Source organism: Peteryoungia rhizophila (assembly GCF_004912145.1).
GTDB classification, from domain to species: domain Bacteria; phylum Pseudomonadota; class Alphaproteobacteria; order Rhizobiales; family Rhizobiaceae; genus Allorhizobium; species Allorhizobium rhizophilum.
On sequence record NZ_STGT01000002.1, the window covers coordinates 231,421 to 251,920 of the forward strand.

Below are 20,500 nucleotides of genomic sequence, written 5' to 3' on the forward strand. Positions count from 1 at the left end.
CGTTATGTTGTATTGCGAACATGGTTTCGGGGAGAGTTCATGACCTGCCAGGGTTGCAAGAATGGGACCGGCTTCGGGTCCAGGTTTTCGATGGCCTTCCAGCCGATCATGGATACCCGTCGCGGCGCGGTCTTCGCGCACGAAGCCCTCGTTCGCGGCATAGACGGTAGCGGTGCGGTAACGGTTCTCTCGCTTGTCGATCCTGACAATCGTTATGCTTTCGACCAGCAATGCAGGGTGCGGGCCATCGAATTGGCGGCCGAACTTTTCCCGCGTCACGAGATGCCGCATCTATCGATCAATTTCATGCCGAATGCCGTCTACGAGCCGCGCGCCTGTATTCGCCAGACGCTGGAAACCGCGCGACGCACGGATTTCCCGCTCGACCGGATCATCTTCGAATTCACCGAGGTCGAGAAGCTCGACACCGCGCACCTTTTGAACATCCTGAAGAGCTATCGCGAGATCGGCTTCAAAACGGCGATCGACGACTTCGGCGCCGGTTATTCCGGGCTCAATCTCCTGACCCAATTCCAGCCGGATCTGGTCAAGCTCGACATGGATCTGATCCGCGGCATCGACACCGACACGGTCAAGCAGATCGTGGTCCGACGGACGCTCGACATGCTGCGCGATCTCGGCGTCACTGCCGTGTGCGAGGGCGTGGAGACGGCCGGAGAATTGCGGATGTTGACGGATCTCGGTGTGGACCTGATCCAGGGCTATTTCATCGCCCGTCCGACCTTCGAGGGGCTGAGCCCGATCCCCACCGCTCTCGCGGCCTGACGGTTTCAGCTCGAATGTTTGAAAAAAGGGCCACCCGCGAGGGTGGCTCTTTGTTTTTTCAGCGTTCTCCAAAACCTCAGAAGATCTTGCCGCGGTCGGCAAGGTGCCGGGCGGGGAACAAGCGGGGCATGATGGCGTTACGGCGTGTCTGACACCGTGACCCGAGGATGACGGCATGCCCTTTCCCGTTTCGACCTACCGCCTGCAATTTCGCGGCGGCATGGATTTCGACCGCGCCATCGGGCTCGTTCCCTATCTGAAACGGCTTGGCATCACGCATCTCTATGCTTCGCCTGTCTTTGCTGCGACCACCGGTTCCACGCATGGCTATGACGTCACCGATGCCAATGTCATCGATCCTCTGCTCGGTGGCCGTGAGGGTCTGGAACGACTTGTCGGTGCGCTGAAGTCGGCAGGGCTTGGCCTGATCCTCGACATCGTGCCCAATCACATGGCGGCAAGCCTGGAAAACCCCTGGTGGTACAGCGTCGTCGAGTGGGGCGAGGCGAGCCGATACGGTCATTACTTCGACGTCGACTGGGGCCAGCGGCTTACCTTGCCGTTCCTTGGCAAGCCCTTCGAGCAGGCGGTCGCTGACGGAGAAATTACGCTTTCGCTCGACCGCGACCATGGGACGCTGGCGAGCGGATATTTCGACAGCCTCTACCCGCTGAAACCTTCGACCTATCCCCTTGTGCTCGAAGGATGCGACAGTGCACTGGCAGCACGGCTTGCCGATCTGGCGGGTGATGCCGAGGCTGGTGCGGAGGGCGCGTTTCACGACGCTGTCCGTGCGCTCAGTGTCGAGGATGGCTGCGACCGCCTGATCGCGGTTTTGAACGAACGCTCGCAGGACACCAGGTTCCTGATGTCCGTGCATGATCTGCAGCCCTATCGCCTGATGCATTGGTCCGAAGCAGCCAAGGGCTTGAGCTATCGTCGTTTCTTCGAAATCGCCGGGTTGGTCGGGCTCCGGGTCGAAGCGGAAGACGTGTTCGACGATGCGCATCGAACCATCCTGGATCTGGTCCGATCCGGCCATGTCGACGGATTGCGCATCGATCACGTCGATGGTCTCGCTGATCCGGCAGGCTATCTGCAGCGCTTGCGCCGCAGCGTTGGCGACGACGTCTACATCATCGTCGAGAAGATCCTCGCTCCGGGTGAGCAGCTGCCGACCGACTGGCCGGTGCAGGGGTCGACAGGATACGAATTCATCGCGGCGCAGGTGCCCGCCTTCCTCGACATGGAGGGCTTTCTGACGCTGCGCCAAGCTTATGGCGAGCTTGCCGGTGAAGCCTTGTCAATTTCCGACCGGATGCGCGAAGCGAAGCTGCGGATGATCCGGGTGAATTTCGCTGGCGAGGTCAAGGCGCTGGTCGAACAGGGAAGCGAACTGCTCGGACTGGAGGCGGAGACGATGCGCAGGGGGCTGGAAGAGCTCCTTCTCGCTTTCCCCCGCTATCGGACCTATGGCGCGCAGGGGCAGATGTGCTCGGAGGATCGCGCGCTTCTCGATCGGGTGCTGACGGCTACAAAGACTCGGCTGGATGCCACCGCAGCCGATGCCGCCTGGTCGATCATAGATCTTCTCAAGGGAGCCGGACGCTCTGAGAATGATCGAGTCGCGGACGACATCTTCCGCCGCCGCTTTCAGCAGCTGACCGGGCCACTGATGGCGAAATCGCTGGAGGACACGCTGTTCTTCCGCCACGTCGAATTCCTGGCGCTGAATGAAGTCGGCGGCGAGCTGGAGCCGGAGGAGGGAGGGATTGGCCGTTTCCATGCCGCGATGGAAGAGCGGCTGGCCATTCAGCCCGTCGGACTGTCCGCTTCGTCCACGCATGATACGAAACGGGGCGAAGATGCCCGCGCGCGGCTCTTTGCGTTCGCGGAAGATGCCGGCCGGTTTGTCAGCCTCTTCGAAAGGTGGCGCGAGATTAACAACGGAGCTGTCCAGGTCCTCGATGATGGTCCGGCACCAGATCCCGAGCTGGAATGGATGATTTTCCAGGCGCTCGTCGCGCATTGGCCTGTCGAGCTCGATGCCGAGGATCGGGAGGGTGTCGCTGATTTTTGCGAGCGTCTGCTCGCTTTTCTGGAAAAATCCGTCCGTGAGGCGAAGCTGCGCAGTGACTGGAATGGTGTCAACGATGTCTTTGAGACGGCCGTGAAGGATTACGTCCGGACGCTGATGTTCGATAATCATGCCTTCGTTCGGGATGTCTCCGACGAGATCCGCCCGATCATCCGGGGTGGACTGATCAACAGCCTGAGCTTCACCGCGATAAAGCTCACGGCTCCGGGCATTCCCGATATCTACCAGGGCAGCGAGGGCATCGATCTTAGTTTCGTCGATCCCGACAATCGCCGTCCTCCGGCATTCGCCGCGCTGTCAGAGTTCGATCCTGATGCGCCGGTGTCCTGGACCGACCGGAAGGCATTGGAGGCCGGTTGGTTGAAGCAGGCATTGGTGGGCCGTATCCTTGCCTTGCGCAATAACCGCCCGGATCTCTTCGCGCGCGGCGACTACATTCCGCTGCGCTGTGCAGGCAGTCGGCAGCAGCATGTGATCGCGTTTGCCCGCCGGCATGGCGATCAGTCGGCGGTCACGATCGCCTGCCGTTGGCCAATGGCGATGCTCCGGGACGGCGAGGGTCTGGAGGCCGATCAATTCTGGGGCGATACCCGGCTCGTGCTGCCCGAGGCCTTTCACGATCGGACATGGAGCGAGGTTCTGTCGGGACGATCAGTGGCGGGCAGGGAAGCCGTGCTGATGCGGGATATGATGGATGGTCAGACCGTGGCCATCCTGACCTCTGATAACTGATCGCGGTGAAGACGCGTAACGACCAAACGCGCTCGAAGCCGAGAGGGCGTTGACATTAGCCGCGGCTCTGCCGGCGATCCGGGGGCAAATTCATCGTACCTGAATGTGCTGACGATCTCGGTCGTCAGGGCGCGCCAGCGGCGCCCGTGCACAAGGTCCGGTCAGGCCACCGCGCGGTTGCGTTGTTGACGGAAACTCATGATGCGGGACGGATCCGTGCATTCCCGAATTCCAGCCTCGGTGGCTGCGGCAAGAAACGCGCTGCGGGCGAGTTCCGAGGAGCGGCTGCCGCGCAGGGCGAGCCGGCACAGGCGGATGGCGCGCTCATAGGCGAAACCACGTCTCGTCGGCCATTCGGCATCGAGAAAGTCGAGTGCATCATAGGCATTCAGAAACCGCCGGGTCAGGCCGCAGGGCAGCTCCAGTTCGACGGGGTGAGTCCAGGTAAAATCGGCTTCGGTCATGCCTTCCTCCATTTCGCAGCGATGAACTCGCAGGCAGCTCACCGGTTCCCGGAAGGCGATCAAATAAAGATGTTAGAGTGTTGATTTTTCAGTTGCAGAGGCCTGTGCCGCCTGTTCTCGGCTCTCCAGCCAAAGGGTGGTCATGTCCCCGGCCAGCTGGGTCGCAACGGCAATCTCAAGGCCCTCCAGCAAGCCGTGAATCAGGCCAGCGCTGAAACTGTCTCCGGCGCCAATCGTGTCCCGGACGCTGACCGTGTGGGTCAGAGAAACCCTCTGTTCTGTATGTCCGTCATAGATCGAGATCGTAGCCGGTCCATCAGTCATTACCAGATGTGTGAGGCGCTCTGTGCCGAGTGCTGCTGCCATGCGCCAGACATCCGAAAGCGCCATGCCGGGAAGATCGGCTTTCGAGCCCACCATGACGTCGGTCGGCCGGGGCTCGCCCTCGCGTAGCGGAAGTTGCGACACGGCGAGTGGGGCTCGTTCGAGGGAGGCCAGAATGGCTGTCGGCAGCTTCGGCGCATTCACATAAATGGCATCGGCATGAACAGGCTCGTCCAGCAGGAAGGTGCGCGAAAGGCGCCGCACGCTGGAGAGGATGGTGCGCTCGCCGGTCGGGTCGAGCAGGATGTCGGCGAAATCGGTTTCGCCGTCGCGGCGGGCAATGAGGTCTATGTCGAAGCCTGCCGCCTCAAGATCCCCGAGCGCAGTCTCGCCATGGGTGTCACTCATCAGGTTCGAGAGCAGCGCCACTCTGTGGCCGAGGTCGAGCAGGCGTCGGGCGGTGAAATATCCACCGCCGCCGAGGCGGGTCTCCCGCGACGACCAGGCAATGCGGCCGCCGGCGCGAAGCGGCTCCGTCAGCCGCCAGATTCGGTCGTGATTGATGTGGCCGATGACGATGATCCGCTTGCTGGCTTCCTTCGTCATTCGGCTTTTTCCTTCGGCACGGGGCAACTCGTCTCGCGCAGCATCAGCTCGATCGGCCATAGCTCCCGTATGTCTGACGGCTCGCGGCCTGTCAGCATCTCCAGCACGAGGTCGGCGATACGCGTGCCTGCAGCGCGGATCGAGGAGCGGGTGGTCGACAGAGCAGGCACCATGTTCTCCGCCGTCAGATAGGGGAAGACATCGTCATGGGCGATCACGGATATGTCCTGGCCGATGACCAGGTTTTTCGACCGCGCCGCGCGGTAGACGCCAAGTGCCGTCATCATTGAGCCTGCCACGAAGGCAGTGGCCCGCGCACGCTCATCCAGCGCCGAGCAGGCGAAGCGGAAGCCGATCTCGTCGGTGAAGTCGCCATGGGTCACAAGCTTCGGGTCGAAGTCTATGCCATGCTGCGCGAGTGCCGCCTTGTAACCGGCGAGGCGGTGCAGCGTGAAAGTGAGGCCTTCGCGGCCATTGAGAAGCGCGATGCGCCGGTGACCGAGGTCCAGCAGGTGCTCGGTGCTCTGACGGACGGCGCCTTCATTGTCGATGTCCAGCCAAGCATGCGGCACGTCGATCTCCGAGCGGCCATGCACGATGAAAGGCAGTTTCAACTGATGGAGGAGGGCAATGCGCGGATCCCTCGGGCGGGGCGAATGGATGACGACGGCGTCCACCCGCCGGCTTTCCGCCAGCCGCCGGTAGAGCTGCAATTCATCTGACGTGTCGTGTTCGGTCATCGGCGTGATCAGGATGTCGATATCCTCGCCGCTCAGGCGTTCTGCCATGCCGCTCATGAATTCGGAGAACTGGTAGTCGCTGGCCTTGGTCATCACCACGCCGATGGCGCCCGCCCGTCCTGTCGCAAGACGCACCGCATTGATATTTGGCCGGTAGCCCAAGCGGGCCGCCTCTTCCATCACGCGGGTGCGCGTCGCCTCGTTCACCTCGGGATAACCGCTCAAGGCGCGGCTCACCGTCGTCGGTGACAGTCCGATTTCTCTGGCAAAGTCCCTGAGCTTCATCCGTGTCGTTTGCACCTTTGCGGCAGTATCGCCGCTAGCCTCCGGCTTATGTCATGCCATCACGCATTCTGGCAATTCTCGCGAGGCAATGTCAAAGCGCTGCCAAACAGGCCGCGAAACGGGCCCGCGTCTCTCGCCAATCGCTCTGAAAGGCGATGCGCAGGCTTTGACAAATCTGTTTGACCCCTCAATTCGCCAGCGGCAAAAATGTTCGACCAAACCGCTTTCAATTTTTTCTTTTCATGCCCTAGTTTCGTTCCTATTCCTTCCTACGTCTGACGGAACGATGGGCCTCGTTGAGGCTTTTCTTATCGCCGGTTGACTGGCGCTAACCAAGGAGAATTCAGATGACGATCAGAACGGTTGTCTGGGGTGAGAACATCCACGAACGCGAAAACGCGATTGTCCGGGACATCTATCCTGACGGCATGCATGCGACGATCGCCAGCGCCTTGAACAAGGATCCCGAGGTCGAAGCCACGACTGCGACGCTGCAGGAGCCTGAGCACGGGCTTTCCGTCGAGCGGCTGGCCGAGACCGATGTGCTCGTCTGGTGGGGCCACAAGGCGCATGGCGATGTGTCCGACGAGATCGTCGAACGCGTCGCAAGCCGTGTCTGGGAGGGCATGGGCCTGCTGGTCCTGCATTCCGGCCATTTCGCCAAGCCGTTCAAGCGGCTGATGGGCACGCCCTGCGCGCTAAAATGGCGCGAGGCGGGGGAGCGCGAGCGGATCTGGACGGTCAATCCCGGCCATCCGATCGCAGCCGGCATTCCTGAGAATTTCGTGCTGGAAAACGAGGAAATGTACGGCGAGTTCTTCTCGGTTCCCGAACCGCTCGAAACCGTCTTCATCTCCTGGTTTGCCGGCGGCGAGATCTTTCGCTCGGGCCTTACATGGCGGCGCGGTGCCGGCAACATCTTCTATTTCCGCCCCGGCCATGAGACCTATCCGACCTATCACGATGCGAATGTGCAGCAGGTCATCCGCAACGGTGTAAAATGGGCGTATAATCCGATGCCGCGTTATGGCGCCGTGCATGACGCTCCGAACGTGCCGGTTGAAGAGGCGCTGGAGCCAATCACCGAGCGAGGGCCGCGTCTCCATCAGGCCGGCGAGGAAGGCTATAAATGAGCACTGCCCCCATTCGTCTTCTGGTGCTCGGCACCGGCGGCATGGCCAATACCCATGCCATGAATTTTTCGACCATCACCGACGTGCAACTGGTGGCAGCGGTCGATCTCGACATGGCCACAGTGCGAGCCTTCGCCGCCCGGCACAATATCCCCAATACCTTCACCTCGCTCGACGAGGCGATTGCCTGGGGTGAGTTCGATGCGGTCACCAATGTCACGCCGGACAAGGTGCATTATCCGACGACGCTGAAGCTGATCGCCGCCGGCAAACACGTCATGTGCGAAAAGCCGCTAGCCGAGAATTATGCCAAGGCCGACGAAATGGCGACGGCGGCGGAGATGTCCGGCCTCGTCAACATGGTCAACCTCACCTATCGCAATGTCGCGCAGGTGCAGAAGGCCCGGCAGATGGTGCTGGCCGGCGAGATCGGCAAGGTGCGCCACATCGAGGCCTCCTATCTGCAGAGCTGGCTCGTCTCCAAGGCCTGGGGCGACTGGTCGACCGAGAGCCAGTGGCTCTGGCGGCTGTCGACCAAACATGGCTCCAACGGCGTGCTCGGCGATGTCGGCATCCATATTCTCGACTTTGTCGGTTATGGCGCGGTGACTGAGATCGACCATGTCTTCGCCCGCATGAAGGCGTTCGACAAAGCGCCGGGCAACAAGATCGGCGAATATGATCTGGACGCAAACGACAGCTTCACGATGACCGCCGAGTTCACCAATGGTGCCATGGGCGTCATCCATGCGAGCCGCTGGGCGACGGGGCATCTGAACGAGCTTCGGCTTCGGGTGCATGGCGACAAGGGTGCGCTGGAGGTGATCCACCGTCTGGATGGTTCCAGCCTCAGGGCTTGCCTGCAGGAGGATGTCGAAAAGGCGGTCTGGCGCGAAATCGAAGTCGATCCGGTGGAGACGAACTATCAGAAGTTCATCACCGCGATCCGCTCCGGCTATGCGCAGGAGCCGAGCTTCCGACATGCTGCCAATCTGCAAAAGATCCTCGATCTTGCTATGCTGACCGAAGTCGAACGGCGCGAACTCGCGGTCTGACGGTTGTCCGATAAAACGAAAACGCCGCCCGAGGAGGTTCGGGCGGCGCTTCCATTCTGCGTGACCTTGCGGCCACGCGGGAGCTATTGATCGTCAGTAGCTGACCGTCACTGGCGACTTGTCCTTGGCAGATTTGACTGCAGCATCGGCCAGCGCCAGTGCAATCAGGCCGTCTTCTGCCGAGGGTGCCATTGGCGTGCCATTGTCGAGCGCGTCGATGAAGGCGGAGATTTCAGCCGCGTAAGCTGCCGTGTAGCGGGTCATGAAGAAGTCGTGCAGCGGCGGGCGGGTGTAGCCGTCCTTGTTGGCGACTTCGATCGAGACGGGGCGCTGGTTTTCGGCCGAGACCGAACCCAGCGAACCATGGACTTCGATGCGCTGGTCGTAGCCATAGGATGCACGGCGCGAGTTGGAGATGATTGCCTGGCGGCCGCTCTTCGTCGTCAGGATCAGCGAGGCGCTGTCGTAATCGCCGAGTTCGCCGATCTTGGGGTCGACGAGAACGGAGGCCGAAGCCTGGACGGTCTCGATTTCCTCGCCGAGTAGGAAGCGGGCCATGTCGAAGTCATGGATCGTCATGTCGCGGAAGATGCCGCCGGAGACCTTGATATATTCGGCCGGCGGTGCACCCGGGTCGCGGCTGGTGATCGTGACCATCTCGACCTTGCCGATCGAGCCCTTGTCGATTTCCTTGCGCACGGCCTGGAAATGCGGGTCGAAGCGGCGGTTGAAGCCGAGCATGACCTTGCCGCCGACGGCGCGCACGGTTTCGAGGCAGGCCTTGGCGCGTGTGACGTCCAGATCGATCGGCTTTTCGCAGAAGATCGCCTTGCCGGCCTTGGCGAAACGCTCGATCAGGTCGGCATGGGTGTTGGTCGGCGTGCAGATGATGACCGCGTCGATGTCCTTGTCGGCCTCGATCTCCTCGATCGTCTTTACAGCGCAGCCGGTCTGGGCGGCGATGGCGTTTGCGGCGTCCGCAAAGGCATCGGCGACTGCGACGAGCTTCGCCCGCTTGTCTTCGGCGATTGCCTTGGCATGCACCTTGCCGATACGGCCGGCGCCCAGAAGTGCCAGTCTCGTGACCATGTTCATTTCCTCCCTGTCACGCCTTGGTCTCTCGTCAAGAGGAGGCGATTGTGATGTCGTTGGGCGCTCCTGATGGAGGCACCGGATCGATGTTCCATTTCACGCTGGCAAATGCCATGTTTTGGAATATATGTTCTATTTTGCTAGATCGTGACACGGTTTCTGTCAAGCGTGACTATGTGTCCGGATGAGGGTGGGGGACGGCATGAGCGAGAGCGGCGGACCGCAGACGATCAAGGAGTTCGAGGACCGGTTGCTGGAAGTCGCGGGCGGCCTGCCCAAGCGGTTGAAGCAATGCGCAGACTATGTCGCTGGTAATAAGGATCGCATAGCAGTCTCGACCGTCGCCGAGATGGCCGAAGGGGCAGAGGTCCAGCCTTCCGCCTTCATGCGTTTCTGCCAGATCATGGGTTTTTCCGGGTTTTCCGAGATGCAGAAGCTGTTTCGCGAAAGCTTTGTCGGCGGCTGGCCGGATTATTCGACGCGCCTCCAGCATTTGCGAGAAAAGGCCGAAGGCTCGCCGTCGGCGCTGCTGGCCGAATTCGTGGAGGCGGGACGACTTTCGCTGGAAAATCTGGTGAAAACCGTTGATCCGCTAGCGATGGAAGCGGCCGTCAAGCAGCTTTCCGAGGCGCGGATGATCCATATCATCGGTCTGCGTCGCTCCTTTCCGGTCGCGAGTTACATGGCCTATGCCTTCGAGAAGATGGGCGTGCCGGCCATGCTGCACAGCGTTGTCGGGCGACTCGACAATCATCATGCGATCCGGGAAGGGGACGCACTTCTCGCCGTGACATTCTCGCCCTATTCGACCGAGACCCTAGACCTGGTCGAGCAGGTTCGGGCGCGCGGTATTCCGGTGGTGGCGGTCACTGATACGGTCGTCAGCCCGCTCCGCCGCATGGGCGCCACGCTGCTGTCCGTCTCAGAAGTCGATTTCGGCGCGTTTCGCTCGCTATCTGCAACGCTCTGTCTCGCGATCACTCTCTCCGTGGCTGTCGGTACGGCGCGACAGGATGGCTGAACGTCCGTATTGAAATTCTGAAAAATAGAATTTATAGTCCATTTCAGAGGCGGCCGTTCCAAAACGATGGGCGGCTGCGAGGCGGGGCGACAGATCCCGTATCATAGGGAGGACATCGCATGGCTTCGCTCGATCTGATCACGATCGGCCGCTCGTCCGTGGACCTTTACGGGGCACAGGTCGGTGGTCGGCTGGAGGATATGGCCTCCTTCAACAAGTATATCGGCGGTTCGCCGACCAATATCGCGGCTGGCACGGCGCGGCTCGGCTTGAAGTCGGCGCTGATCACCCGCGTCGGTGACGAGCATATGGGCCGCTTCATCCGCGAGCAGCTGGTGCGCGAGGGTGTCGATGTCCGCGGCGTCAAGACCGACAAGGAGCGGCTGACCGCACTTGTCCTGCTCGGCATTCGCGACGAACACCAGTTTCCGCTGATCTTCTACCGCGAGAACTGCGCCGACATGGCGCTGTCGGAAGATGATATCGATCCGGATTTTGTAGCCGAAGCGCGATGCGTCTGCGTCACCGGCACGCATCTGTCCAATCCGCGCACGGAGCAGGCGGTGCTGAAGGCGCTGGAAATTGCCCGCCAGTCAGGCGGCCTGACCGCGCTCGACATCGATTACCGCCCGAACCTCTGGGGCCTGGCCGGCCATGGCGATGGCGAGAGCCGTTTCGTCGAATCCGAAAAGGTGACGCGTAAGCTGCAATCGACGCTGCATCTTTTCAACCTGATCGTCGGCACGGAAGAGGAATTCCACATTGCCGGTGGCTCGACCGATACGATCGAGGCGCTCAGAGCCGTGCGTCAGGTCTCGCCCGCCACGCTCGTTTGCAAGCGCGGACCTATGGGCGCCGTTGTCTTCGAGGATGCCATCCCAGACAGTCTCGACGAGGGGCAGACAGGCGAAGGTTTTCCGATCGAGGTCTTCAATGTGCTGGGCGCCGGCGACGGTTTCATGTCGGGCCTGCTCAAGGGCTGGCTGACCGGCGAAGACTGGCCGACCTCGCTGAAATTTGCCAATGCCTGCGGCGCCTTCGCCGTCTCCCGCCACGGCTGCACGCCGGCCTATCCAAGCTGGGAAGAACTGCAGTATTTCTTCAGGACCGGCATCCAGAACAAGGCGCTGCGCAAGGATGCCGCACTGGAGCAGGTGCACTGGTCGACCAACCGCAAGGGTGACTGGTCGACAATGCGGGTCTTTGCCTTCGACCACCGCATGCAGCTCGAAGCCATGGCGAAGGATGCCGGCGTTTCTGAGCATCGGATCGGGGCCTTCAAGAACCTCTGCCTCGATGCGGCGCTGAAGGTTTCCGATGGCAAAGCCGGTTACGGCCTGCTCTGCGACAGCCGCCTGGGTCGCGATGCGCTTTACCGCGCCGCCGGCACGGGTCTGTGGATCGGACGCCCTGTCGAATGGCCGGGCTCGCGTCCGCTGACACTGGAACCGGAGATCGGTCCGGATTTCGGCGGCCTGGTTGAATGGCCTGTTGATCATGTCGTGAAGGTGCTCGCCTTTTATCATCCTGACGATACGCCCGAGATGAAGGCCGAGCAGGAGCAGACGGTGCTGCGGCTCTTCAACGCCGCGCGTCGCAACCGGCTGGAGTTCCTGCTGGAGGTCATCCCCTCCAAGGTCGGCGCCTGCGACGACGAGACGGTGGCAAAAGTCATCGAGCGTTTCTACGAAATCGGCGTCTATCCGGACTGGTGGAAGCTGGAGCCGATGAAGACGACCGCGTCCTGGGCCAATGCCTGCAATGCGATCGAGCGCAACGATCCCTATACGCGCGGCATCGTCGTGCTCGGGCTGGATGCGCCGCAGGCAGAACTGGAAGCGAGCTTCCAGCTTGCTGCCGGGTTTGATCTGGTCAAGGGTTTCGCCGTCGGCCGTACGATCTTCGGTGACGCCGCGCGCAAGTGGCTTGCCGGTTCGCTGAGCGATGCCGCTGCCGTGGAGGATATGGCCGCGCGTTACCAGAGCCTCTGTGCGATCTGGGATGCTGCGCGGCAGAAGGCGGTTTCCGCCAAGGGAGAAAAAGCATGAAAACGATCCGGCTGACCGCCGCCCAGGCGATGATGCGCTACCTCGCCAATCAGATGAACGAGGATGGCGTTCCCTATATCGCCGGCATGTGGGCGATCTTCGGCCATGGCAATGTCGCCGGCATCGGCGAGGCGCTTTATGGCATTCGCGACGAGCTGCCGACCTATCGCGGCCAGAACGAGCAGTCGATGGCGCATGCGGCGATCGCCTATGCCAAGCAGCTCGGTCGTCGTCGCGCCATGGCGGTGACATCGTCGATCGGCCCCGGCGCGCTCAACATGGTGACGGCTGCAGCACTCGCGCATGTCAACCGCCTGCCGGTGCTCTTCGTGCCCGGCGATGTCTTCGCCAATCGCGGCCCGGATCCGGTGTTGCAGCAGATCGAGGACTTTGGTGACGGCACGATGTCGGCCAATGACTGCTTCCGCCCTGTCAGCCGCTATTTCGACCGCATCATGCGTCCGGAGCAGCTGTTGACCGCGTTGCCGCGCGCCATGCGCACGCTGACTGACCCCGCCGATTGCGGCCCTGTCACGCTTGCCTTCTGCCAGGATGTGCAAGCCGAGGCTTACGATTACCCTGAGAGCTTCTTTGCCAGGAAGACCTGGCGCTTCCGCCGACCGGAGCCTGACGTCGTGGAGTTCGAGGCAGCCGTTGCGGCGCTCAAGGCTGCGAAGAACCCTGTCATCGTCGCCGGTGGCGGCGTGCATTTTGCAGGCGCCACCGACACGCTGAAGGCCTTTGTCGAGAAGCACCAGATCCCCGTCGTCGAGACGCAGGCCGGCAAGTCGGCACTGGCGTGGGATCATGGTCTGAATTTCGGCCCTGTCGGTGTGACCGGTGCCGAGAGTGCCAATGTCGTGTCGGAAAAGGCCGATCTCGTCATCGGCGTCGGCACGCGTTTTCAGGATTTCACCACGGGCTCCTGGGCGCTGTTCAAGAACCCCAACCGGAAGATCCTAGCGCTCAACGTGCAGCCTTACGATAGCACCAAGCATGATGCGATCCCGCTGGTGGCCGACGCGAAGATCGGCCTGGAAAAGCTCTCGGCCGCTCTCGGTGATCACAAGTATTCCGCACCCGATGCCGGCCTCAAGGCATCCTGGTTCGCCAAGGCGGATGCGGTCACTGCAGCGCCTGTAGACAGCAATGCGCTGCCGACCGACATGCAGGTCATCGGCGCCGTGCAGCGCGCCTCGCGCGACAATACCGTCGTGATGTGCGCCGCCGGCACCATGCCGGGCGAGTTGCATCAGCTGTGGAAGTCGAAGCTGCCGCTTTCCTACCACATGGAATATGGCTTCTCCTGCATGGGCTACGAGATCGCTGGCGGCCTCGGCATCAAAATGGCCGAACCGGATCGCGACGTCATCGTCATGGTCGGCGACGGCTCTTACATGATGATGAATTCGGAGCTGGCAACCGCTGTCGGCATGGGCGTCAAGATCACGCTCGTGATTACCGACAACAGGGGTTACGGCTGCATCAACCGGCTGCAGATGGGCACCGGGGGCGTGCAGTTCAACAACCTCTACGCCCATACGAATGTCAGCCCGATGGCGATCGATTTCGCCGCTCATGCGGCGTCGATGGGTGCGCGGTCCCATAAGGTGTCGTCGATATCAGAGCTGGAAACGGCCCTCGACGCCGCCCGCGTGGCGACCGAGACCACTGTTGTCGTCATCGATACCGATCCTTATCCGACCACCGGAGCCGGCGGCTACTGGTGGGATGTCGCGGTGCCGGAGGTCTCGGCCCGCGCTGAAGTCAATCAAGCCCGCGTTGCCTATGAAGCGGCTCTGAAGGAAAGAACCTGATCATGATCCTTTTCGGAACCAACCCGATCGCCTGGTCTAACGATGACGACCGCCGCCTCGGCGCCCATATCAGCCTCGAACAGTGCCTGGACGAAACCGCCAAGATCGGTTTCGACGGCATCGAGAAGGGCCACAAGCTGCCCACCGATCCTGCCGGATTGAAGTCGGTGCTGGAGCCGCGCGGTCTGAAATTCGTCTCCGGCTGGCATTCGCTGAACCTGCTGACCAACACGATCGAGGAAGAGAAGGCTGCCATGCAGCCCTTTCTCGATGTGCTGAAGGCCATGGGCTGCAAGGTCATCATCGTCTGCGAAACCTCGAACGCCATTCATGGCGCCGATGACACGGCGCTCGCCGACCGTCCGGTTCTGTCCGATGCCGAATGGGCAAAATTCGGCGCAGGCGTCGAGGCGCTGGCCGAATTCTCGGCTTCGCAGGACATCTCGCTGGTCTACCACCACCACATGGGAACGGTCGTCGAGACCGAGGCGGAGATCGACAAGCTGATGGAGCATGCCGGCCCGCATGCCAAGCTGCTGCTCGATACCGGCCATTGCTATTTCGGCGGCGGCAATCCGGAAGCGGTGGCGAAAAAATACATGCACCGCGTCGGCCATATCCACGCGAAGAACGTCCGTCCCGTGATCGCCGATCAGGTGCGCAACGAAAAGCTCTCCTTCCTCGAAGGCGTTCGTCGCGGCGTGTTCACCGTGCCCGGCGATACCGAAGGCGGCGTGAATTTCACGCCGGTGCTGAAGATCGCAGCCGAGCATGGTTATGAAGGCTGGATCGTCATCGAAGCCGAGCAGGATCCTGACGTGCGCAATCCCTTCGAGTATCAGAGCCTCGGCCTGAAATCGCTAAAGGGCTTCGCCAAGGATGCCGGCCTGATCTGATAGTGGAGCCGGTCGGGGACTTCTCTCCGCCCCGTGTTTTGACAGCACACGGATTTGGGCTCTATTGCAGGCGACCAATTCACAAGACTGCCGGGAGCAAAGCCTTGAAGTTCCAGATCCTCGATCCGACCCATCCTTTCTTCAAGCCGCTGTGGATCCGTATTCTCTGCACGGTGCTGCCGCTGGCCTGGGCCGGCGTGGAGTATTCGAATGCCGCAACCGGTTGGGCGATGGTCTTCGTCGTGGCTGGTCTCTATGCCGGCTACGAATTACTGTTCATGTACGACCACACGATAAAAAAGGCCGCAGTCAAGGCAGAGGCCGAGCGTGCGCGGATCGCTGCTGAGGCCGAACGCTCCGACGCGGACTAGACGCATAATTTTGGGAGACGAGGAATGACCGATCTGTTGCGCAAGCCTTCGGGCACATCCGGCAAGGTGCATGACATCACGCCGGCGACCGCTGGCTGGGGTTATGTCGGCTTCGGGCTCTACCGCCTAAAGGCCGGCGAGAGCGCCGCAGAGCCGACGGGTGAGACTGAAGTCATTCTCGTTCTCGTCGAGGGCAAGGCCACGATCTCCGGTGGCGGCAAGGAGTTTGGCGAACTCGGCCAGCGCTTGTCCGTGTTCGAGAAGACACCGCCGCATTGCGTCTACGTGCCGGCCGGCAGCGACTGGTCTGCCATGGCCACGACCGATTGTGTGCTCGCCATCTGCACCGCACCCGCGATGCCCGGCCGCGAAGCACAGCAGATCGGGCCTGAGGGGATTTCCTTCGTCGAACGCGGCAAGGGTGCCAATACAAGGCATATCTATCCGATCGCCATGGAAGACCGGGATGTCGCCGACAGCCTCTTGGTGACGGAAGTCTTCACGCCCTCGGGCAACTGGTCGTCCTATCCGCCGCACCGGCATGACGAAGATAATTTCCCCGAGATGACCTACCTCGAGGAGACCTACTATCACCGGCTGAACCCCGCCCAGGGCTTCGGCTTCCAGCGCGTCTTCACCGAGGATGGCTCGCTAGACGAGATCATGGCCGTCTCCGACGGTGATGTGGTCCTGGTGCCTAGGGGACATCACCCCTGCGGTGTGCCGCATGGCTATGAGATGTACTACCTCAACGTCATGGCCGGCCCCTTGCGCAAGTGGCGTTTCCAGAACCATCCTGAACACGACTGGATCTATCAGCGCGACAGCCAGTAAGGCGGGTTTGGCTGCCTTTCGCCTTCACGAATTCGTTTCCCGGTACGATACCAGATCCACCGCCCAATCCCCTCCGTAGTGGTGCACATACGCGCCAACGATGGAGACATAACATGCCGAAGCTCACCTTCGCTCTTGTCGGGCTCGCCATGAGCCTCTTGCCGTCCGCCGGACAGGCGGCAGACAAGTTCACGTTCGAGGACTACTTCATCGGGCGCACCGAGGCGGTGGGTTCGTTCCGTGCCATCAACGGCGTAAAGCGCAGCTTCACCGTCGACCTGACCGGCAAGTGGGATGGCAAGACGCTGACGCTGCGAGAGGACTTCGTCTTCGACGACGGCACAAAGGATCGCAAGACCTGGCGTTTCACCAAGACGAGCCCGACCATCTATAGCGGCACGCGGGAAGATGTGATCGGCGAGACCACGGTGCGGCTGAATGGTGCGGTGGCCCGCTTCAACTACCTCGTTTACCTGAGCCCGGAGACCCAGGGCAACAAGGTTCACTTCTGGGACAAGATGGTGCTGCGCGAGGATGGTACGGTCCTCAATACGGCGCTCGTTACCAAGTTCGGCATTCCGGTCGCCAAGACGACCGTCGAGTTCCGCAAACCTGGTTCTTCGCACAAGACAGCGAGTCGCTGAGGCTCAGCTGCTTGATGCCTGAAGCCAGCGGTCGACGCCGTTGGCGGCGGCAATGCCCATCGCGAAACAGGCGGTGAGCAGATAGCCGCCGGTCGGAGCTTCCCAGTCGAGCATCTCGCCGGCAACGAAAGTGCCGGGGTATGATGTCAGCATGAAATGCGCGTCGATTGCGTTCAAAGAGACGCCGCCTGCCGTCGAGATTGCCTCGGCAATCGGACGAGGGCGGTGGACGGCGAGCGGCAGGGCCTTGATGCGTTTTGCCAGTTCGATGAAGTCGAGCCGGTTGGCCTCCGGGGTCGCTTCTCTCAGCAGCGCGATCTTCACGCCGTCGAGATTGGCGGCCTTCTTCAGACGGGTCGAGAAACTGGCCTTGCGATCCTGACGGGCGAGATCCGTTGCGAGCCTGTCTGCCGTTCGCCCCGGCGTGAGGTCGAGGATGAGCTCGGCATGGCCATCCTGGTCGAGGGCATCTCTCAGCGCGGCCGAATGCGCGTAGATCAGGCTGCCCTCTATGCCACCCCGGCTGATGACGAATTCGCCCTGGGTGGTGCCAGCTGCCGAAGTCGCCTTGACCGATTTGACCGGCTGGCCTGAGAAGCGGGTGTCGAAGCTCTCGGAAAAGTCGCAGTCGAAACCGCAATTGGCAGGGCGAAGCGGTGTGATGTCGACGCCTTGTTCTTCAAGCATAGGCACCCAGGCGGCATCCGAACCGAGCTTCGGCCAGCTGGCGCCGCCGAGCGTGAGCAGGGTGGCGTCGGCGATTACGCGCTTTGATCCGTCCGGTGTTTCGAAGCGCAGGGCATCACCATCGAAACCGGTCCAGCGATGGCGGGTCAGGATACTCACGCCCGTTCCTTCCAGCCGTTTCAGCCAGGCGCGCAGAAGCGGCGAGGCCTTCATCACCTTGGGGAAGACGCGACCGGAGGAGCCGACGAAGGTTTCCGTTCCGAGATCCGTGGCCCAGACCCGGATGGCCTCCGGCGTCATCAGGTCGAGCACCGGGCGCAGTCTTTCGTTTGCCGCGCCATAGCGGGTCACGAAGCGCGCATAGTCTTCGGCATGGGTAATGTTCAGACCGGATTTGCCGGCGAGCAGGAACTTGCGGCCGACCGTCGGCATGGCGTCGTAGACGGTGACGGCATGACCTTTGCCGGCGAGATGTTCCGCCGCCATCAGGCCCGCCGGGCCGCCGCCGATGATCGCCACACTCTTCTTCATCAGTGATCAGTCCAGCTTGAAGGTCGAGAGGCGAGCGACCAGGCCTTCGATCGTCGCGCTGTCGGCATTGGCGAAGGCGAAGCGCAGATAGTCTTGGCAGTCGTCGCCGAAATAGGCGCCGGGAATACAGAGCACGCCGGCCTTCTTTGCCAGCCTTTCCGCGACATGGGCTGAGTCCTGGCCTGCAAAGGGATGGCGGATGAAGGCGAAATAGGCGCCGAGCGAATCCATCTTCCAGGCGGGGAGCTTGGCCATGACGCCTTTCAGGGTTTCGGCGCGTTTGAGGATTTCGATGCGGTTGTCCTCGCGCCAGGCCTTCAGCGCCGGGATCGCCTTGGCGACGGCCGCTTGGGGTGCGCGAGGCGCGCAGATCTGCAGATTGTCCATGACCTTGGCGATCTCGGAGACGGCCCGAGGGCCGGCCGTGATTGCGCCGAGGCGATGGCCGGGGATGCAGAAGGATTTGGAGAAAGAGTAAAGGAGGATGAGGTTCTCTTCCCAGCCTTCGACCGAGAGCAGATCATGCGGGCTGCCTTCGCCGGGCAGAAAATCGCGATAGGTCTCGTCGAGAATGAGGAAAGCACCGGCCTTGCGGCAGGCCTCGAAGGCCTGGCGCAGCAGGTCCGCCGGATAGATGGCGCCGGTCGGATTGTTGGGCGAGACCAGTGCCACGGCTTTGACGCCCTTCGCCAGGACCGCCTCGATGCCTTCGATGGTGGGTACGAAGCCGGTGGCCGGATCAAGCGGGATCAGCTCGCGGCGAATACCCATCATCGCCAGCGTGGTTTCCTGGTTGAAGTAGAAGGGATCTGTCAGCGCGACTGCGTCGCCGCTCCCCGCAATCGCTGAGACTGTTGCCATGAAGGCTTGGTTGCAGCCGGCGGTGATGTGGATGTTCTCAGCGGTAACAGGCGCGCCATAGACGGCAGCTACCTCAGCCGCATAGGCCTCGCGCAGCGGCGCCTCGCCTTCGATCGGGCCATAGCCGGCGTTCGCCCGGGCGGATGCAGCCTCGGCGAGCCAGCCGAAGAGATCGGGATGCGGCGGATAGCCGGGGACGGCCTGGCTCAGATCGATCATCGGGCCGGCAGCACCATCATAGGCGCGCGCCCAGGCGAAGACCGAGGGCACTGGTGGTGCCGAGAGGTCTGCGACGAGTGGATTGAAGGGGGCGGCGGGCATGGCAGGTTCCTCGGTCTGTTGTCAGCTCTCTTCCAAGAGCTGGCCAGCGGTGTTTGTATTGCGCTTGCGGGTCGAGGGCAGGCCTCGTCCCGAAGGGCGGCTTGCCGGGCGCGGCTGGGCGGCGCGCTCGGTTTCGATCATGTCGAAGATCCAGTCGATGAAGACCTTGGCGATCGGGGCCGCGCGCACGTCGTTGCGAGCCGCGACATAGAAGGCATCGGGTGCGGGCACTGCGAGATCGAAGGGGATCACGAGTTCGCCCGCGGCAATCAGGCTGGACGCCGTGATGCTGTCGCCGAGCGCCACGCCCTGGCCGTGACGGGCAGCCTCGGTCGAAAGCCGCGCATCGCCCATGAAGTGTTCGCGAGCCTTCGGCATGTCGAGCTGATCAGCGGCGGCGAGCCAGCTTCGCCATTCCCGGCCATCGTCGCCATGCAGAAGCACGTGGTCGTGCAGATCGCGGACGGAACGCAGCGGTCGCGTGTTGAGCAGGGTCGGGCTGACGACAGGAAAGAGGTCAAAATTGCTCCAGAGCCGCGTCCAGCAATCCTTCCAGCCACCCGCACCATAAAGGATCGCGATGTCGATGTCGGGCGAATAGATGAGGCTGGAATCGTTGCTGGAGGTCAGCGTCAGGCTGATCTCGGGATAGCGATCGACGAAAGAACCGAGGCGCGGAACGAGCCAGAGCGAGAGCAGCGCCGGCACACAGGAGATGCGAAGGCTGCCGCTGGTCGAGGGGCGGTTCATCAGGGCGGTTGCCGCTGCAATGCCGTCAAAAGCCTGGGTGACGGCTGGCAGGAGGAGCGCGCCCTGCGGCGTCAGTTTCAACCGCTTGCCGCCGCGCTCGAAAAGCGCTGTCTTCAGCGTTTCTTCCAGGCTGCGGATCTGATGCGATACGGCACCGTGGGTAACGCTCAGCTCCCGCGCCGCAGCCGAGATCGAGCCGCGACGAGCGGCTGCCTCGAAGGCACGCAAAGGGTTGAGCGGGGGCAGGCGGCTTGCCATTGATGGTTCAGGATCCGTGAATTTTTCTCACATCGAATGCTATAACATCGTGAATTGATTTTCCAAGTCTGTTGCGGGTTAATGCTCACAATAAAGGCAGGCACGGATCGTGCCATAAAAATGGACGATGCCCTCTCTATCGTTCA

General features: G+C 61.9%; 18 protein-coding genes. 11 read left to right on the forward strand and 7 right to left on the reverse strand.

Features of this window, described 5'->3' with window-relative positions:
- The first annotated feature begins 39 nt into the window (after positions 1-39).
- Together E9677_RS07060 and treY are read left to right on the forward strand one after the other, a co-directional pair.
- Entirely contained in the window at positions 40-786 is a 747-nt protein-coding gene (locus tag E9677_RS07060) for an EAL domain-containing protein (RefSeq protein WP_136557406.1), read from the forward strand.
- Positions 787-961: 175 nt separating this feature from the next.
- On the forward strand, positions 962-3,616 hold the full coding sequence (gene treY / locus E9677_RS07065) for a malto-oligosyltrehalose synthase (RefSeq protein ID WP_136557407.1): 2,655 nt from the start codon (positions 962-964) through the stop codon (positions 3,614-3,616).
- A 161-nt stretch (positions 3,617-3,777) separates the two neighbouring features.
- Here the strand turns inward: treY and E9677_RS07070 are convergent, their stop codons facing one another.
- From E9677_RS07070 to E9677_RS07080, 3 genes are all read right to left on the reverse strand, one after another.
- Positions 3,778-4,080, reverse strand: coding sequence for a DUF982 domain-containing protein (locus E9677_RS07070; RefSeq protein ID WP_136557408.1), 303 nt, complete (start codon positions 4,078-4,080; stop codon positions 3,778-3,780).
- Between the two features lie 72 nt (positions 4,081-4,152).
- Positions 4,153-5,010: a PfkB family carbohydrate kinase gene (locus tag E9677_RS07075; protein ID WP_136557409.1), complete on the reverse strand. Its 858-nt coding sequence runs from the start codon at positions 5,008-5,010 to the stop codon at positions 4,153-4,155.
- The gene (locus E9677_RS07080) at positions 5,007-6,035 is read right to left on the reverse strand and encodes a substrate-binding domain-containing protein (protein WP_136557410.1); all 1,029 of its coding nucleotides are present in this window, start codon (positions 6,033-6,035) and stop codon (positions 5,007-5,009) included. The genes E9677_RS07075 and E9677_RS07080 overlap by 4 nt, the downstream gene beginning before the upstream one ends.
- A gap of 347 nt (positions 6,036-6,382) precedes the next feature.
- Between E9677_RS07080 and E9677_RS07085 the strand changes: the two genes are divergently transcribed.
- Positions 6,383-7,168 (forward strand): ThuA domain-containing protein, encoded by a 786-nt coding sequence (locus E9677_RS07085; protein WP_136557411.1) that lies wholly within the window; start codon positions 6,383-6,385, stop codon positions 7,166-7,168.
- Entirely contained in the window at positions 7,165-8,223 is a 1,059-nt protein-coding gene (locus E9677_RS07090) for a Gfo/Idh/MocA family protein (RefSeq protein ID WP_168801146.1), read from the forward strand. The genes E9677_RS07085 and E9677_RS07090 overlap by 4 nt, the downstream gene beginning before the upstream one ends.
- A 93-nt stretch (positions 8,224-8,316) precedes the next feature.
- Here E9677_RS07090 and iolG read toward each other — a convergent pair whose 3' ends face one another.
- Entirely contained in the window at positions 8,317-9,312 is a 996-nt protein-coding gene (gene iolG / locus E9677_RS07095) for an inositol 2-dehydrogenase (RefSeq protein WP_136557412.1), read from the reverse strand.
- Between the two features lie 205 nt (positions 9,313-9,517).
- Between iolG and E9677_RS07100 the strand changes: the two genes are divergently transcribed.
- The 7 genes from E9677_RS07100 (at position 9,518) to E9677_RS07130 (ending at position 16,946) form a co-directional block, all read left to right on the forward strand.
- Positions 9,518-10,336 carry a MurR/RpiR family transcriptional regulator gene (locus E9677_RS07100; protein WP_136557413.1) on the forward strand — a complete coding sequence of 273 codons (819 nt, stop codon included), beginning with the start codon at positions 9,518-9,520 and terminating at the stop codon, positions 10,334-10,336.
- Positions 10,337-10,455: 119 nt separating this feature from the next.
- Positions 10,456-12,384 carry a bifunctional 5-dehydro-2-deoxygluconokinase/5-dehydro-2-deoxyphosphogluconate aldolase gene (locus E9677_RS07105; RefSeq protein WP_136557414.1) on the forward strand — a complete coding sequence of 643 codons (1,929 nt, stop codon included), beginning with the start codon at positions 10,456-10,458 and terminating at the stop codon, positions 12,382-12,384.
- Positions 12,381-14,201, forward strand: coding sequence for a 3D-(3,5/4)-trihydroxycyclohexane-1,2-dione acylhydrolase (decyclizing) (gene iolD, locus E9677_RS07110; RefSeq protein ID WP_136557415.1), 1,821 nt, complete (start codon positions 12,381-12,383; stop codon positions 14,199-14,201). Before E9677_RS07105 ends, iolD begins: the two co-directional genes overlap by 4 nt.
- A 2-nt stretch (positions 14,202-14,203) precedes the next feature.
- Positions 14,204-15,097 (forward strand): myo-inosose-2 dehydratase, encoded by an 894-nt coding sequence (iolE, locus tag E9677_RS07115; protein ID WP_136557416.1) that lies wholly within the window; start codon positions 14,204-14,206, stop codon positions 15,095-15,097.
- A 104-nt stretch (positions 15,098-15,201) separates the two neighbouring features.
- Entirely contained in the window at positions 15,202-15,468 is a 267-nt protein-coding gene (locus E9677_RS07120; RefSeq protein WP_136557417.1) for a hypothetical protein, read from the forward strand.
- A gap of 24 nt (positions 15,469-15,492) precedes the next feature.
- Positions 15,493-16,302 carry a 5-deoxy-glucuronate isomerase gene (gene iolB / locus E9677_RS07125; RefSeq protein WP_136557418.1) on the forward strand — a complete coding sequence of 270 codons (810 nt, stop codon included), beginning with the start codon at positions 15,493-15,495 and terminating at the stop codon, positions 16,300-16,302.
- 113 nt (positions 16,303-16,415) lie between these two features.
- The gene (locus tag E9677_RS07130) at positions 16,416-16,946 is read left to right on the forward strand and encodes a DUF3833 family protein (protein WP_136557419.1); all 531 of its coding nucleotides are present in this window, start codon (positions 16,416-16,418) and stop codon (positions 16,944-16,946) included.
- 3 nt (positions 16,947-16,949) lie between these two features.
- On the opposite strand, the gene E9677_RS07135 is transcribed toward E9677_RS07130, so the two are convergent.
- The 3 genes from E9677_RS07135 to E9677_RS07145 are packed head-to-tail and all read right to left on the reverse strand — an operon-like array spanning position 16,950 to position 20,354.
- A complete protein-coding gene (locus tag E9677_RS07135) occupies positions 16,950-18,164 on the reverse strand; it encodes a TIGR03862 family flavoprotein (protein WP_136557420.1) in 1,215 nt (404 codons plus the stop codon).
- A 6-nt stretch (positions 18,165-18,170) separates the two neighbouring features.
- Positions 18,171-19,346 carry an aminotransferase gene (locus E9677_RS07140; protein WP_136557421.1) on the reverse strand — a complete coding sequence of 392 codons (1,176 nt, stop codon included), beginning with the start codon at positions 19,344-19,346 and terminating at the stop codon, positions 18,171-18,173.
- A 21-nt stretch (positions 19,347-19,367) separates the two neighbouring features.
- Positions 19,368-20,354 carry a LysR substrate-binding domain-containing protein gene (locus E9677_RS07145; RefSeq protein WP_136557422.1) on the reverse strand — a complete coding sequence of 329 codons (987 nt, stop codon included), beginning with the start codon at positions 20,352-20,354 and terminating at the stop codon, positions 19,368-19,370.
- Positions 20,355-20,500 lie beyond the last annotated feature (146 nt).

Excerpts from the sequence above, each read along its gene's own strand:
- E9677_RS07060 (WP_136557406.1), top strand. The coding sequence starts at position 40 with ATGACCTGCCAGGGTTGCAAGAATGGGACCGGCTTCGGGTCCAGGTTT.
- treY (WP_136557407.1), top strand. The coding sequence starts at position 962 with ATGCCCTTTCCCGTTTCGACCTACCGCCTGCAATTTCGCGGCGGCATG.
- E9677_RS07070 (WP_136557408.1), bottom strand. The coding sequence starts at position 4,080 with ATGACCGAAGCCGATTTTACCTGGACTCACCCCGTCGAACTGGAGCTG.
- E9677_RS07075 (WP_136557409.1), bottom strand. The coding sequence starts at position 5,010 with ATGACGAAGGAAGCCAGCAAGCGGATCATCGTCATCGGCCACATCAAT.
- E9677_RS07080 (WP_136557410.1), bottom strand. The coding sequence starts at position 6,035 with ATGAAGCTCAGGGACTTTGCCAGAGAAATCGGACTGTCACCGACGACG.
- E9677_RS07085 (WP_136557411.1), top strand. The coding sequence starts at position 6,383 with ATGACGATCAGAACGGTTGTCTGGGGTGAGAACATCCACGAACGCGAA.
- E9677_RS07090 (WP_168801146.1), top strand. The coding sequence starts at position 7,165 with ATGAGCACTGCCCCCATTCGTCTTCTGGTGCTCGGCACCGGCGGCATG.
- iolG (WP_136557412.1), bottom strand. The coding sequence starts at position 9,312 with ATGGTCACGAGACTGGCACTTCTGGGCGCCGGCCGTATCGGCAAGGTG.
- E9677_RS07100 (WP_136557413.1), top strand. The coding sequence starts at position 9,518 with ATGAGCGAGAGCGGCGGACCGCAGACGATCAAGGAGTTCGAGGACCGG.
- E9677_RS07105 (WP_136557414.1), top strand. The coding sequence starts at position 10,456 with ATGGCTTCGCTCGATCTGATCACGATCGGCCGCTCGTCCGTGGACCTT.
- iolD (WP_136557415.1), top strand. The coding sequence starts at position 12,381 with ATGAAAACGATCCGGCTGACCGCCGCCCAGGCGATGATGCGCTACCTC.
- iolE (WP_136557416.1), top strand. The coding sequence starts at position 14,204 with ATGATCCTTTTCGGAACCAACCCGATCGCCTGGTCTAACGATGACGAC.
- iolB (WP_136557418.1), top strand. The coding sequence starts at position 15,493 with ATGACCGATCTGTTGCGCAAGCCTTCGGGCACATCCGGCAAGGTGCAT.
- E9677_RS07130 (WP_136557419.1), top strand. The coding sequence starts at position 16,416 with ATGCCGAAGCTCACCTTCGCTCTTGTCGGGCTCGCCATGAGCCTCTTG.
- E9677_RS07135 (WP_136557420.1), bottom strand. The coding sequence starts at position 18,164 with ATGAAGAAGAGTGTGGCGATCATCGGCGGCGGCCCGGCGGGCCTGATG.
- E9677_RS07140 (WP_136557421.1), bottom strand. The coding sequence starts at position 19,346 with ATGCCCGCCGCCCCCTTCAATCCACTCGTCGCAGACCTCTCGGCACCA.
- E9677_RS07145 (WP_136557422.1), bottom strand. The coding sequence starts at position 20,354 with ATGGCAAGCCGCCTGCCCCCGCTCAACCCTTTGCGTGCCTTCGAGGCA.